Annotated in this window: 14 protein-coding genes; 7 read left to right on the forward strand and 7 right to left on the reverse strand. The window is 71.9% G+C overall.

What is annotated here, in order from left to right; all coding sequences use genetic code 11:
* The first annotated feature begins 94 nt into the window (after positions 1-94).
* On the forward strand, positions 95-397 hold the full coding sequence (locus tag KOL93_RS08285) for a TfoX/Sxy family protein (protein WP_221584865.1): 303 nt from the start codon (positions 95-97) through the stop codon (positions 395-397).
* A 128-nt stretch (positions 398-525) separates the two neighbouring features.
* Here KOL93_RS08285 and KOL93_RS08290 read toward each other — a convergent pair whose 3' ends face one another.
* Positions 526-888: a YchJ family protein gene (locus tag KOL93_RS08290; protein ID WP_308291580.1), complete on the reverse strand. Its 363-nt coding sequence runs from the start codon at positions 886-888 to the stop codon at positions 526-528.
* A gap of 149 nt (positions 889-1,037) precedes the next feature.
* Here KOL93_RS08290 and KOL93_RS08295 point away from each other — a divergent pair, with 149 nt between their 5' ends.
* The 3 genes from KOL93_RS08295 to KOL93_RS08305 all read left to right on the forward strand — a co-directional run bounded on the left by KOL93_RS08295 (position 1,038) and on the right by KOL93_RS08305 (position 4,223).
* The gene (locus KOL93_RS08295; protein WP_221584867.1) at positions 1,038-2,270 is read left to right on the forward strand and encodes a DUF418 domain-containing protein; all 1,233 of its coding nucleotides are present in this window, start codon (positions 1,038-1,040) and stop codon (positions 2,268-2,270) included.
* A 70-nt stretch (positions 2,271-2,340) separates the two neighbouring features.
* Entirely contained in the window at positions 2,341-3,207 is an 867-nt protein-coding gene (locus KOL93_RS16350; protein ID WP_221584868.1) for a DUF1266 domain-containing protein, read from the forward strand.
* Positions 3,177-4,223 carry a hypothetical protein gene (locus tag KOL93_RS08305; RefSeq protein ID WP_221584869.1) on the forward strand — a complete coding sequence of 349 codons (1,047 nt, stop codon included), beginning with the start codon at positions 3,177-3,179 and terminating at the stop codon, positions 4,221-4,223. Before KOL93_RS16350 ends, KOL93_RS08305 begins: the two co-directional genes overlap by 31 nt.
* Positions 4,224-4,278: 55 nt before the next feature.
* Here the strand turns inward: KOL93_RS08305 and KOL93_RS08310 are convergent, their stop codons facing one another.
* Positions 4,279-5,136, reverse strand: a complete 858-nt coding sequence (locus KOL93_RS08310) for a CPBP family intramembrane glutamic endopeptidase (protein ID WP_221584870.1) — start codon at positions 5,134-5,136, stop codon at positions 4,279-4,281.
* A 216-nt stretch (positions 5,137-5,352) separates the two neighbouring features.
* Here KOL93_RS08310 and KOL93_RS08315 point away from each other — a divergent pair, with 216 nt between their 5' ends.
* Positions 5,353-6,129, forward strand: a complete 777-nt coding sequence (locus tag KOL93_RS08315) for an alpha/beta fold hydrolase (protein WP_221584871.1) — start codon at positions 5,353-5,355, stop codon at positions 6,127-6,129.
* Between the two features lie 91 nt (positions 6,130-6,220).
* Here KOL93_RS08315 and KOL93_RS08320 read toward each other — a convergent pair whose 3' ends face one another.
* Complete coding sequence (locus tag KOL93_RS08320; protein WP_308291581.1) at positions 6,221-6,652, reverse strand: VOC family protein; 432 nt, start codon at positions 6,650-6,652, stop codon at positions 6,221-6,223.
* A 132-nt stretch (positions 6,653-6,784) separates the two neighbouring features.
* Between KOL93_RS08320 and KOL93_RS16440 the strand changes: the two genes are divergently transcribed.
* Positions 6,785-7,045, forward strand: a complete 261-nt coding sequence (locus KOL93_RS16440) for a monooxygenase family protein (RefSeq protein WP_374107115.1) — start codon at positions 6,785-6,787, stop codon at positions 7,043-7,045.
* A 57-nt stretch (positions 7,046-7,102) separates the two neighbouring features.
* Here the strand turns inward: KOL93_RS16440 and KOL93_RS08330 are convergent, their stop codons facing one another.
* On the reverse strand, positions 7,103-7,735 hold the full coding sequence (locus KOL93_RS08330; RefSeq protein ID WP_221584873.1) for an SH3 domain-containing protein: 633 nt from the start codon (positions 7,733-7,735) through the stop codon (positions 7,103-7,105).
* 111 nt (positions 7,736-7,846) lie between these two features.
* Here KOL93_RS08330 and KOL93_RS08335 point away from each other — a divergent pair, with 111 nt between their 5' ends.
* Positions 7,847-8,647, forward strand: coding sequence for a siderophore-interacting protein (locus tag KOL93_RS08335; protein ID WP_221584874.1), 801 nt, complete (start codon positions 7,847-7,849; stop codon positions 8,645-8,647).
* Between the two features lie 101 nt (positions 8,648-8,748).
* Here the strand turns inward: KOL93_RS08335 and KOL93_RS08340 are convergent, their stop codons facing one another.
* The 3 genes from KOL93_RS08340 to KOL93_RS08350 all read right to left on the reverse strand — a co-directional run bounded on the left by KOL93_RS08340 (position 8,749) and on the right by KOL93_RS08350 (position 12,063).
* Positions 8,749-9,207 carry a nitroreductase/quinone reductase family protein gene (locus KOL93_RS08340; RefSeq protein ID WP_221584875.1) on the reverse strand — a complete coding sequence of 153 codons (459 nt, stop codon included), beginning with the start codon at positions 9,205-9,207 and terminating at the stop codon, positions 8,749-8,751.
* Between the two features lie 70 nt (positions 9,208-9,277).
* The gene (locus KOL93_RS08345; RefSeq protein ID WP_221584876.1) at positions 9,278-9,574 is read right to left on the reverse strand and encodes an antibiotic biosynthesis monooxygenase family protein; all 297 of its coding nucleotides are present in this window, start codon (positions 9,572-9,574) and stop codon (positions 9,278-9,280) included.
* Between the two features lie 140 nt (positions 9,575-9,714).
* On the reverse strand, positions 9,715-12,063 hold the full coding sequence (locus KOL93_RS08350) for a tetratricopeptide repeat protein (protein WP_221584877.1): 2,349 nt from the start codon (positions 12,061-12,063) through the stop codon (positions 9,715-9,717).
* Positions 12,064-12,097 lie beyond the last annotated feature (34 nt).

A 12,097-nucleotide genomic window follows, 5' to 3' on the forward strand; every position in this document is an offset into this window, starting at 1 on the left:
GACGCGCAGGCGAACAGTCGGAGAAGAGGGTTGCACGCCTCAGGGCGCGGCCGCTTCAATGCGGACTCGGCGCCTCCGCGGCTACGATCACGGCATGACGTACGACGCCGAGATCGCCGACCGCGTGCGCGCGATCATCGGCGAGGCCGACGAGAAGCGCATGATGGGCAGCCTCGCGTTCCTCGTGAACGGCCACATCGCCGTCGGAGTCTCGGGCGACGAGGTGTTCTTCCCTGTCGGCGGCGGCGCGGCGCTCGACCTCGCGGTGCAGCGCGGCGCGCACCGCCTCACGATGACGGGCGGGCGCACGGCCCCCTTCGCCGCGCTCACGGATCCCGATGACGACACGCTCGCGGAGTGGATCCCCGAGGCCGTCGCGCGGGCGCAGGCGCGCTGAGCCCGCATCTCCTCGGGAGTGCTCGGATGCGCTGTTGTGAGGAGAAGTGCCTTCCTGAGGAGGATCCGCGGGTGAACGGTCCTCAGGAGCGCACATCTCCGCAGCGCCGTCCGCCCGCCGGTCCCGCCCTACGCCACGTCGCCGTCGACGTACACCCAGCGGCCCGCGCGCTGCGCGAAGCGCGAGTGCTCCCGCAGCTCTCCGGGGCCGCTCGGACCCTCGAAGCTCGCGACGAAGTCGACCGTGTCGTCGCCCGCGTCGAGGATCTCGAGGCTCGTCCAGCGGATCCCCTTCTCAGGCGCGAGGTCGTCGGGGCGCGTGCGCGGATGCCACGTGCGCGCGAGATAGAAGGCGTCGCCCTTGGCGAAGGCCGCGTATCGGGAGCGCATGAGCTCCTGAGGCGTCTGCGCCTCGCGCTCGCCGCGGTGCAGCGCACCGCAGCAGTCGGCGTACGGCAGGTCGGATCCGCAGGGGCAGGCGTCGGTCGTCACGGATCCACGGTACGCGGGCGGCATGTGCGGTGTTCCCGCTGGGGCGCCGCCGATGGCCCCTCGTGGGGTCGGTGAGGCTCCGCCGAATGGGGGATGCGCCCGCGGAGGAACCAGGAGAGGCTGGGGCCACCACGGGAGAAGGGGACCTCATGAGAACTGCCGCTGCACGCGGTGCCACTCGCACGACCGAACGCAGCATCGCGCCCGACCTCGCGCGCGGATTCGCACTGCTGTTCATCGCGATCGCGAACACGCCGTTCTACCTCTGGGGGAGCGAATCCGACAGCGTCGTGAGCGCGCACCCGAGCGGGGGATCCGCCCTCGACCAGGTCGTCGACGCCCTCACGATCGTCATGGTCGACGGCCGCACGTATCCGCTGTTCGCCTTCCTGTTCGGCTACGGCATCGTGCAGATGCACCGCCGCCAGATGAGCGCGGGAGCCGACGAGAAGGCGGCGCGGGGAATCCTGCAGCGCCGCAACCTCTGGCTGCTCGCCTTCGGCTTCGTGCACGCGCTGCTGCTCTGGATGGGCGACGTGCTCGGCGCCTACGGCCTCGCGGGGCTGCTGCTCGTGTGGCTGTTCCTGCGCCGGAAGGATCGCACGCTGCTCACGTGGGCGTGGATCCTCTGGGGGCTCCTCGCGGTCGGCAGCCTCTTCGCAGTCATCGGGGGGCTCGCGATGGCGATGATCCCGATCGACCCCGACATGTTCGCGGGCCCCAGCATGCACGCGACGCAGGGCGAATCGAACTATCTGCTGTCGATGCTGGAACGCGGTGGGTTCTGGTTCCTGCTCACCATCGGCCAGGGCGTCGTCGGCCTCGTCGTGCCGATCATGATCCTCGTGGCGTTCTGGGCGGCGCGGCGCGGGATCCTCGAGAATCCCCTCGAGCACGTGACGCTCCTGCGCACGGTCGCGATCGTCGGCATCGGCGTCGGGTGGCTCGGCGGCGTGCCCTCGATGCTCACCCACGTCGGCGTGATCGACCTGCCGATCCACGCGTCGTGGGCGTTCGCGGGGCTCTCCGCGGCGACGGGGGCGTTCGCCGGCGTCGGATACGCCGCGCTGTTCGGCCTGATCGGCGGCGCGATCGAGCGCCGCCGACGCGGGCGTGAGGCCCCGCGCCGCCTGGGATTCACCGGCGCCGTCGTCGCCGTCGGCAAGCGGTCGCTGTCGAGCTACCTCATGCAGTCGGTCATCTGCGCACCAGTGCTCGCGGCCTGGGGCCTCGGACTGGGCGGCGTGATGAACAGCACCGAGATGGTGCTGTTCGCGATCGCCGTGTGGGCTGTGACGCTGCTGCTGTCGGCGATCTGGGAGGCGAAGGGCTGGCGCGGCCCCGCCGAGATCCTCCTGCGGCGCCTCGTCTATCGGCGCTGACGAGCGACCCCGAACGAACCCGAACACGGATCCCTCGGGGCTCGCCCCTGCGCCGCACTAGCGTCGAGAAGTGTTCCTTGCACTGCAGATCCCGGGGCTGAGCCCCGACCAGTCGACGCTCATCATCGCGCTCTTCGCGGTGGTGATCGGCGGCGGGGCCATCGCCATCACGCTCGCGTTCGTCGTCCGCGGCCGCCGCATGCGGCGCTTCCGGGAAGGACCGGGTGATCCCTCCGTGCCGGCGCCGACGGATCCGTGGCGCCGCTTCGCGGGCGCACTCGCCGCGCCGTATGCGCGCAGCGAGTGGCAGGCGACGAAGGGCGCTCGGCGTCGGCACGCTCCTGAGCAGGTGTTCTTCGGGTTCGCGTCGGCGCTGCCTTTCCCGATGGCGGTCTCGCAGCTGAGCAGGGACTGGGGCGTGAAGAACGCGGCGACCGCGGATGCCGTGTGCATCGAGCGCGTCTCGCGGGCGCTCACGGGAGCGCGCACGGTGCTGTGCGCCGTCCCGGAGCTGGATTCCGACGCGGTGCGCGAGCGGCTCGCCGAGGCCGGGGCACCGGAGGAGGCGGTCGACATGCTCGAGCTCGACACTCTCGTCGAGATCCGCGAGATGGAAGGCGTCGTCGACGGCGCCGAGGAGCGCCGCGACGCCCTCGCCTTCGACGTCGCTCGCTTCGCGAACCTCGTGCGCTGGTCGGCGTACGTCGGGTTCCACTCGGCCGAGCGCGGCCGCGAGGATCTCGACGTGCTCGCCACGTGCGCGCTCGTCGCCGCAGACGGCTGGGGCGATTATGGATCCCGCTACCTGCGCGGGCTGGCGCAGTCGGGGTACGGCGGGTTCCGCCACGGCGGCATGAAGCGCTACGAGAAGGCCATCGCCTGGCTCATGTCCGACGCGGCGAGCCCGTGGGCACAGACGCCGTGGGGCGCGCGGTGAGCGGGCACGGGCTGGCATCGATGCGCGAGTTCCGACGGCACGCGCGGCGCGACGCGCCGCGGGTGCGCAAGGCGGAGCGCGTCTGGCCGTTCGCGGTCGTCGCGGTGGTCTTCTTCGTCCTCTTCGGCACGATCGGCGCCTTCGTGATCGCGCTTGCCCTCGACAGCGGCGCCCCCGACCGCCGGGAAGTCTTCCTCAGCGGCGTCGCCATGCTGCTGATCGGGACCGCATTCCTCGGGCTGCTCGTGTCGACGATCGTCACGGTGGCCCGCCGCTGGCGCCGTCGCCGCGCGGCCGCCGCCGTCGCGCTCGCACACGGATGGCACTACGCGCTCGAGGGGGATCCGCAGAACTACACGGGCGCGCTCTTCCGCGCCGGCATGCGCGGGTGGGTCGAGAACTCGATGCACGTGCATGACCCGCGCTACGTCGAGCTCGGCAACTACGCGTTCCAGGCCGAGCAGGGCAGGTCGTTCACATCGCTCGATGAGGTCGGCTTCGTCGCGGTGCAGCTCGACCGCCCCCTGCCGCACATGTATCTGCAGGCGCAGGGACGCACGAAGCCGCGCCCCTACGCCGTCGGGTTCCAGCGCGGGCAGCGCATGGATCTCGAAGGCGACTTCCCGCGGTACTTTCGGCTGTTCGTGCCCGAAGGCTATGGCCAGGATACGCTCTTCGTGTTCACGCCCGACCTCATGCAGGCGTTCGTCGATCACGTGCCGGGCTGCGACGTCGAGATCGTCGACGACACGATGTGGGTGTACCTGCCCGGCCCGCTGGACGTCACGGATCCGTCTGCTCTGCTCATCGCCGTGTACATCGCCGAGACGGCCGGCGCGCATCTCGTCGCGCGCGGATCCCGCTACACCGACGACCGCGCCGCCGAGCCCGGCCGCATCGAGCCGGAGGGGCGGCGCCTGACGGGCGTGAATCGCTGGGCCCTGATCCTCGCCCCGCCCGCCGCGACGCTGCTGGGCGTGCTCGCGGTCGGGGTGGCGCAGGGGCTGTTCGCGTAGCGAGCGCACATGATCCCGACACCCGTACATGAAATGTCATGTACCCCTGCAGGGATCATGTGCGCTCGCGCCGCCGGACCGCCTGGCCGAGCAGCAGGATCACGAGGATCCACACGGTCCAGCTGACGGCGAAGAAGGCCCAGTATGCGGCGTCGCCGAGGTCGACGAGGGGCGTGACGAGGTTGCCGTAGGCGAACTGCCCCATCATGTTCATGATCGCGTGCGCGTAGACGGCCGGCCAGACGGATCCGCTGAGATAGCGGACGGCGCTGATTGCGAACGCGGCGAGCAGGAGGTTCACGGTCGTCGACACGACGTCGCGCGCCGGCATCGTGCCCTCGAGCGCATACGTGAGCGTCAGGGGCAGGTGCCAGACCGCCCAGAACGCGCCGATGATCGCGCTCGAGCGCCAGAAGCCGAGCGGTGCGAGCGTCGACTGGACGTAGCCGCGCCAGCCGAGCTCCTCGCCGAAGGTGAAGAGCATCCACACGATCGACAGCGGGATGACGAGCAGCGCCGCCGTGCCCGCGCCGTCGATCACCGTGTAGTCCACCAGCCCAAGTGACGCCGTCACGGCGATCGTCGCGAGCGGCACCCCGACGAAGACGCAGAGGGCGATGCCGGTGGTCCGAAGCGTGCGGCCGAGCGGTCGGACGCCGATCGCCGACCAGCGCCAGAACCGCATGCCCGGCCGCAGGGTCGCGTGCACGACGAGGATGACGACGAACGGGATCCATTGCAGCGCCGGCGTCGCGGACGACAGGATCGCACTGTCGAGATCCGACGCCCAGAACGGCAGGCAGACCGCGACGACCACCGCCAGGAGGGCGATTCCGGCGACCGTCAGGAAGCGCGGTGCCCAGTCGGGCAGGGATCCGATCGGGGCGTAGGTGAGGTTCGGTGCGGTGTTCACACGCGTCACGCTACGAGGGCGGAGCCCAGGCCGCAGGGCCTCCCGAACGCGCCCGAACACGCTCCGGGGGATCGCCCCCGCTCGCGGGTGGGGGCGTAGCGAACGCACATGATCCCAACACGCGTACATGAGATGTCACGTACCTCTGCAGAGTTCATGTGCGCGCGGCGGGCGGAGTCCTTGACGCGGATCCTGCTGGCCGGTAGTCCAGACCCCATGACCACAGCGATGTCGCTCGACGGCAGCCCGATCTTCTTCTCGACGGTCGGCGACGGCCCTCCGGTGGTCATCGTCGGTGGGGCGATGTCCACAGCGACGGCTGGCGTACCGCTGGCGGACGCGCTCGCCGCGGCGGGATTCCAGGGCGTGACGATGGATCGGCGGGCACGCGGCGCGAGCGGCGACACTGCGCCGTACGCACCGGAGCGCGAGGCCGAGGACGTCGCCGCCGTCATCCGGGCCGTCGGCGGCGAGGCGGCGGTCCTCGGCCACTCGTCGGGAGCCGTGCTCGCCCTGTTCGCCGCGGGCGCCGGCGCTCCGATCACACACCTGTTCCTCTCCGAGCCGCCCTTTTCGTTCGGCGAGAAGGCGGCGGATCCGGGGCTGCCGCATCGCCTGCAGACCTGCGTCGACGAGGGGCGGCCGGAGGACGCCATCACGATGTTCCAGCGGGATGCAGTCGGGCTGCCCGAGCCGATGATCGAGCAGATCCGGCAGAGCCCGATGTTCGCCGACCTCGTGCCCCTCGCGCAGTCCGCCGTCTACGATGCGATCCTCACGAACGCCCTGCCGCGCCCGACGCCGGCCATGGCAGGCATCGCGGTGCCGGTCACGATCCTGCGCGGGGAGCCGACGTTCCCGATTCTCGTGCGCGCCTCCGAGCTGCTCGCCGAGGCGATGCCCGAGGCCGAGCTCGTGGTCGTACCCGAGTCGCGCGACCACGGCGTGGATCCGGTCGGCACGGTGCGCGAGATCGCCGCCCGCATGGGGTGAGGAGATCCGCGCCGTCAGCGCACACGATGCCGACGCAGAGACAGGACATCTCATGTCCCTGCGCACGGATCCTGTGCGCTCGCGGGGCGGATCAGCCCAGCGGCTCGGCGAGGGCGATGAGGACCCCCTCCGGCCCGCGCACGTAGCAGAGCCGGTAGGCGCTCTCGTACTGCACGACCTGATCGACGAGTTCGGCGCCGTATGGGCGCAGGCGGGCGACCGTGTCGTCGATGTCGTCGACCTGGAACATGGCCCGCAGGTACCCGGTCTGATTCGGCGGGCCGGGATCCACGCGGAGCGCCGAGGGGGAGCGGAAGCGCGAGAGCTCGATGCCGACGCCGCCGGGTGCGCGCAGCATGGCGATGTCGCACTGGGCGCCATCGAGCCCGATCGTGCGGTCGACCCATTCGCCCTCGACGGCTCCCGTGCCCTCCAATTCGAGCCCGAGCTCGACGAAGAAGGCGACGGCGGCGTCGAGGTCGTCGACGACGATGCCGATGTTGTCCATGCGGATGACGGCCACGGGGTGACGATATGTCGGGCGTGCCCGCGGCGCAATGGGGCGTGCGCTCGTGAGGAGAGGTGCAGGATCGAGGAGGGACCGTGCGCCAGGGATCCTCAGGAGCGCGCATCTCCTCAACCAGGCACGGCGACCGTGGCTCTCAGGACCCGTAGAGCTCGCTCGCGACGAGGACCCGACTCGGGCATGGTCGGGTTCCGGCTGTTCGGGCTCCCTCGCACTCCGACGGTTCTGCAGTGCTGGACGAGCCTCGACGAGCTCTACGACTACGCATCCCAGCCGCAGGCGCTGCATCGTCCCGCGTGGGCGTCGTTCAACGCGCGTGCCCGTCCAGGTGAAGCGCGCACGGGATCGCATGGCGGCCGGAGCAACCGGCGTGCACTCCTGAGGAGATGAGCAGGATCGAGGATCCCGCGAACGGAATCCGTCCTCATCCCCGCGCATCTCCGGGCGTCAGTCGGGGGAGACCATCACGTTCCACTCGCGGGCGCGGACACGGAGGATCCCCGCCGTGACGGCGCGATCGTCCTCCTGGGCGGCGCGCAGCACCTCGAGTGCCGTGGCGGCATCGGGGGCGTGCACGATCGTCATGCCGGCGCCCTCCTCGTCGGGAAGCGGCCCTGCGGCGACGAGGAGGCCGCGTGCACGGAGGCTCTGCAGGAACGCGACGTGCTGGGGGAAGTCGGGGTGAGTGAACACGCTGCGCACGCCCGGGGCCGCCGCGTGATCGAGCACGAACCAGTGATCTGCGGCGAGGTCGAGAGCGCGGTGGGGGATCCAGCCCTCGTCTCCGAGCGCGTCGCGGCACCAGGACCAGCCGCTCTCCGCGTCGTCGTGGAGGAGGCGCACGATGTCGCCGGAGCGCACCGCCAGCTCCTGCGTGTCGTAGGCCTCGCGCACGACCGCGTCGGGACGCGCGCCGTCGAGGATCCGCTCGGGCACCCATCCCTCGCCCTTCTCGGCGGACGCGAAGACGAAGGCGGGCCACTCGTCATCGCGCTCGCCGACGCGCACGGCATCGCCGGGAGCCAGGCGCAGCGGCGCGCGATCCGGGGTCTGGTGGTCGGCCGTGACGCGGATCCTCATGCGGTCAGTATGGGGTGATGAGGGCGTCGGTGTACACAAGCGGGACGCGCGGCGTGCTTGACGGATCGTCGAAGTGAGGCAACCCTTACTTCAGTCGTCCGAAAGGGAGCCATGAGCAACATCGCCGTCACCCACGCCGCATCGGGCCTCGTGTATGCCGAGGTCGCGCGCGCAGAGCGCGTCACACCCCATATGGTCCGCGTCACGCTCACGGGCGACGACCTGCGCCGATTCGAGCACGTCGGCTTCGACCAGTGGTTCCGGCTCGCGCTGCCGGTGCACGGAGACGCGGCCCTCAGGCGCATGCCGCAGAGGTTCGGCATGACCGGAATGCTGAAGTGGCTCGCGATCGGAAAGGACGCCCGACCCGTGATCCGCAACTACACCGTGCGCGACTTCCGCCCCGAGATGCCAGAGCTCGACATCGACTTCGTCGTGCACGGCGACGACGGCACCGCCGGGCCATGGGCGCAGCGGGCCGTGGCGGGGGAGCGCGTCGCGTTCATCGACCAGGGCTGCGGATGGCGCGGCCTCGCCAGCGACTGGCAGCTCATCGCCGCCGACGAGAGCGGGCTGCCCGCCGCCGCCGGGATCCTGCGGGATCTGCCCCGCGGAGCGAGGGGGCACGCGATCATCGAGCTGTTCGACGCGCGAGACCGGCAGGCCGTCGAGGCACCTCCCGGAGTGACCGTCCACTGGCTGGTGAGGGACCCCGGCGAGGCGCCCGGCGCGCGCCTGCTTCCCTTCCTCGCGGATCTCGCGTTCCCCGAGGGGCTGCCGTACGCGTTCGTCGTGGGCGAGCAGGCGCTCGCCGCAGCCGGCCGCCGGCACCTCGTGAAGGAGCGCGGAATCGATCGACGGCACGTCACGTTCTCGGGGTACTGGAAGCGGGGCGCGACGTCGCCGAGCTGAGATCTCGGATCCGGGTGTCGTCTGGGCAGGCGTCCGCCGGTGGACGCCTGCGTGGACGGAGGGCGAGATCTGCCGCACGGCGCGGTGACGGCACCGGACCCTCAGGACGGCGTGCGTTCCAGCACGACGACATCCGTCGGCGTCGTCCGCCTGGCCGCGAGCGCGGCGGATCCCGGCTCGATGCGCAGCCACTCGGCCCAGAGCCTGGCGTGCTCGTCGCCGTCGGCGCGGTGCGCGATGACGTCCTCGACGGATCCGTCGGGCAACGTCACGGTCGCTCGCGGATCCGCGAGCAGATTTCGCCACCAGGCCGGGTGCCCCTCGCCCCAGCCGTTCATGGCGAGGGTGTGGAGCCGGTCGCCGTCCTCGAGATAGCCGACGATGGCGGGACGGCGCTCACCGGATCGGCGCCCCGTGGTCGTGAGCACCAGTGCGCCCCAGGTATTGCGCTCCCCCGGGTGCCACAGTCCCCGCCCGGGCCCGCGCCGTGCGATCGCGCGATGCACCTTCCACGCGGTCGTCACGACGACCCGCGGCGGAATGAATGGCGTCCTGGTCATGGGATCCTCCCTCGTCGTGTCGAGGATCCCTCGCCGTGGGCGGGTCGCGCATCGGCCAGGTGGCCGAACCTCAGTCGAGGTCGACGACCTCGAACTCGAGCAGGTCGGCGCCGGATGCGACGGGCTTGGATCCGTGGCCCGCGTGGGCGGCCTTCGCGGAGCCCTCTCGCCATGCCTGGAAGGACGCCTCGTCCGCCCACTGGGTGACGACGAAGTAGCGGTCGTCGCCGGTGACGGGGCGCAGCAGCTGGAAGCCCTCGAACCCGGGAGAGCTGTCGACGGCGTGCTTGCGGGCGGCGAACCGCTTCTCGAGTTCGGCCCCGGCGCCCTCGGGGACATGGATGGCGTTGATCTTCACGACGGACATGCCGTCAGCGTATCCCCGCGCGCCGACGCGTGGATCGAGGCGTGTGCCGCGCCCGGCCGTGGATGGTCTCGCGCTCCTGAGGAGAAGTGCGCTCTTGAGGACGGATCCGGCTCGCTGGATCCTCAGCGCGGCACTTCTCCTCAGGAGTGCTCACTCAGCGCGGCGCGGATCTCGGCTTCGAGCGGGGCGGAGGCTTCGCCGAGCACGCGGAGCGCCTCCTCGCGCAGCGCGCGCGAACGGGCTCGATCCTCCTCGAGATGGGCCAGCCCGTGCAGGGCCCGTGCCGGCTCGATCGTGCCGTCGTTGGGGGCCGTGCGCGCCCGCTCGAAGTGGTCGCGGGCGACGTCGGTCCGTCCCGCGGCGGCGTGCGCCTCGGCGAGGTTGTTGAGCAGCGTCGCCTCGATGCGCGCGAATCCGATGTCGGCGGCCGTCGCCGCGGCGCGCTCCTGGCTCGCGATCGCGTCGTCGAGGGATCCCTGGGTCACGAGGGCGAGCCCGATGCCGCTGAGCGCGTGCACGAGCGTGATGCTGTCACCGACCTCCTCTGCGAGATCGGCCGCTCGGCGGGCGGAGTCGAGGGCCTCTGCTGTGCGTCCGAGGAGCCGCTCGGCGTCGCTCTTGCTGAGGAGCGCGGTCGCCGCGAGGCCGCGATCCCCCGTGCGGACGGCGCCCTCGAGCGTGCGGTCATCCCACGCGAGCGCCCCTTCGACATCGCCCATGTAGGTCATCGCGACGGCGACGTTGCCCGTGAACGACGGCGCGAGGGCCTCGAGGCCGGCGTCTGCGGCGATGCCGAGCGCCTCCCTCATCCGGTCGAGGCCGACGGATGCATCGCCGGCCTGGAAGGCGAGGATCCCGTGGAGGTTCGCGAGCCGGGCCCGCGTCCACGCGTCGTCGTTCTCACGCGCGAGCTCCTCGATGCGTGCGAGGTCATCGGCATCGCCCGCGCCGTGGACGGCGCGGATCGCGAGCTCGCACCGAGCGCGCGCCTCGCCGACTGCGTCGCCCGCGTCGATGGACGCGTCGAGCGCGCCCCGCTGGAGGTCGCTCGCCACACGCCGCAGGCCCGCGCGCTGGAGCGTCGTGCCCAGCGCCTCCGACAGCTCGACGAGCCTCCGACGGTCGTGCGCCCGCAGGGCGAGCTCCGCGGCGCCGAGCAGATCCGTCGCGAGCCACGCGCGCGGATCCTCGACCGCGGCGGGAGGTCGCCCGAAGCGCCGCGACTCCATGTCGCCCGGGGCGCGCTGCGAGGCCACGCTCCACGCCTCCGCGCAGAAGTGCTCGAGCAGCCGACGCTCGAGCGCCTGGCGGGTGCCGGGCGGATCCTCGATGAGGGCCCGATCGCGGGCGAAGTCGCGCGTGGCCTCGGGGAGGAGCGTGCGGGAGCCCGATCGGGTGGCGAGCGACGCGTGCACGAGCTCGTCGACGGCCTCTCCTCCCGCCGCGGCCCGCAGCTGCGTGTCGGACAGCCCGGCACGCGGCCCCGAGGCGAGCGCCCGCAGGACCGCTCGCGCGACGGGGGTCAAGTCGGTGTAGACCGCGTCGATCGCGGCCCGCACCGCGCCCGTTCCCTGCGCGCGGATTGCGCGCGCATGCTCGGCGAGGGATCCGCCTGTGCGCAGTCGCGCCGCGATCAGGGTCACGACGAGGGGGAGGCCGCCCGAGAGATCAGCGAGGCGTCGTGCGGCGGCGGGATCGTCGCGAATCGGCTCGTCGCCGATGACGCGTGCGAGATAGGCGATCGTCTGCGCGGTGGTCCAGAGCGGCACCTCGACGCGCGTCATCCCCGCGACGTCGAACGTGCGGCGCGACGTGGCGAGCAGCACGATCTCCGCCGGGGTCCGCGCGATCGCGTCGAGCTGCTCGGGCGACGTCGCATCGTCGATGAGGAGCGCGAGACGCCGGCGTGCCAGCACGTCGGCGAGGCGTTCCGCGGCGCCCGCGGCGTCGTCGGGGAGCGCGAGGCCGAGCGCGTGCGCCGCGGCCTGGAGCACGCCGTCACTCGTGACGCCGTCTCCCGCGATGCGCAGCGTGACGGCCCCGGCGATCCGGCCGCTCTGCCGCAGGTCGGCGAGGTGGCGGGCCGCGGCCTGCGACTTGCCGGAGCCGTCCAGGCCCGTGTACAGCGCGCGATCCGAGTCGGCGAGCGCCACGTCGATGCGCGGCTCGACGAGAGGGGGCCAGTCCGTCGTCGCCGTGACGAGCCCGGAGGATCCGCCGCCTCGCATCGCATCGATGCAGCGCGCCCGCCACGCATCGAGGCGTACGCCGTCGACCCCCAGTGCCTGCGCGATGCGCACGACGAGGTCGACGTCGATGCGCGAGCGGCCCTCGCGGAAGCAGTCGTACACGGTGACGCGGCCCGGCGTCCGGCGATCCGGATCGCCGCGGAGGGCGCCGACGCGGCGGGCGATGTCGGCGTACGACGGCGACCCGGCGCCGATGCGCCATTCGCGCAGCTGTCGCGCGATGTCGTCGAGCGTCGTCATGCGTTCCCCTCCGGTGCCCGCATCATAGCCAGGC

Source organism: Microbacterium salitolerans, from assembly GCF_019720895.1.
In the GTDB taxonomy this organism is placed as follows: Bacteria; Actinomycetota; Actinomycetes; order Actinomycetales; family Microbacteriaceae; genus Microbacterium.

Bases quoted from the DNA above. Each gene is read 5' to 3' on its own strand.
- KOL93_RS08285 (WP_221584865.1), top strand. From the start codon at position 95: ATGACGTACGACGCCGAGATCGCCGACCGCGTGCGCGCGATCATCGGC.
- KOL93_RS08345 (WP_221584876.1), bottom strand. From the start codon at position 9,574: ATGTCCGTCGTGAAGATCAACGCCATCCATGTCCCCGAGGGCGCCGGG.
- KOL93_RS08350 (WP_221584877.1), bottom strand. From the start codon at position 12,063: ATGACGACGCTCGACGACATCGCGCGACAGCTGCGCGAATGGCGCATC.
- KOL93_RS08315 (WP_221584871.1), top strand. From the start codon at position 5,353: ATGACCACAGCGATGTCGCTCGACGGCAGCCCGATCTTCTTCTCGACG.
- KOL93_RS08340 (WP_221584875.1), bottom strand. From the start codon at position 9,207: ATGACCAGGACGCCATTCATTCCGCCGCGGGTCGTCGTGACGACCGCG.
- KOL93_RS08330 (WP_221584873.1), bottom strand. From the start codon at position 7,735: ATGAGGATCCGCGTCACGGCCGACCACCAGACCCCGGATCGCGCGCCG.
- KOL93_RS08335 (WP_221584874.1), top strand. From the start codon at position 7,847: ATGAGCAACATCGCCGTCACCCACGCCGCATCGGGCCTCGTGTATGCC.
- KOL93_RS08295 (WP_221584867.1), top strand. From the start codon at position 1,038: ATGAGAACTGCCGCTGCACGCGGTGCCACTCGCACGACCGAACGCAGC.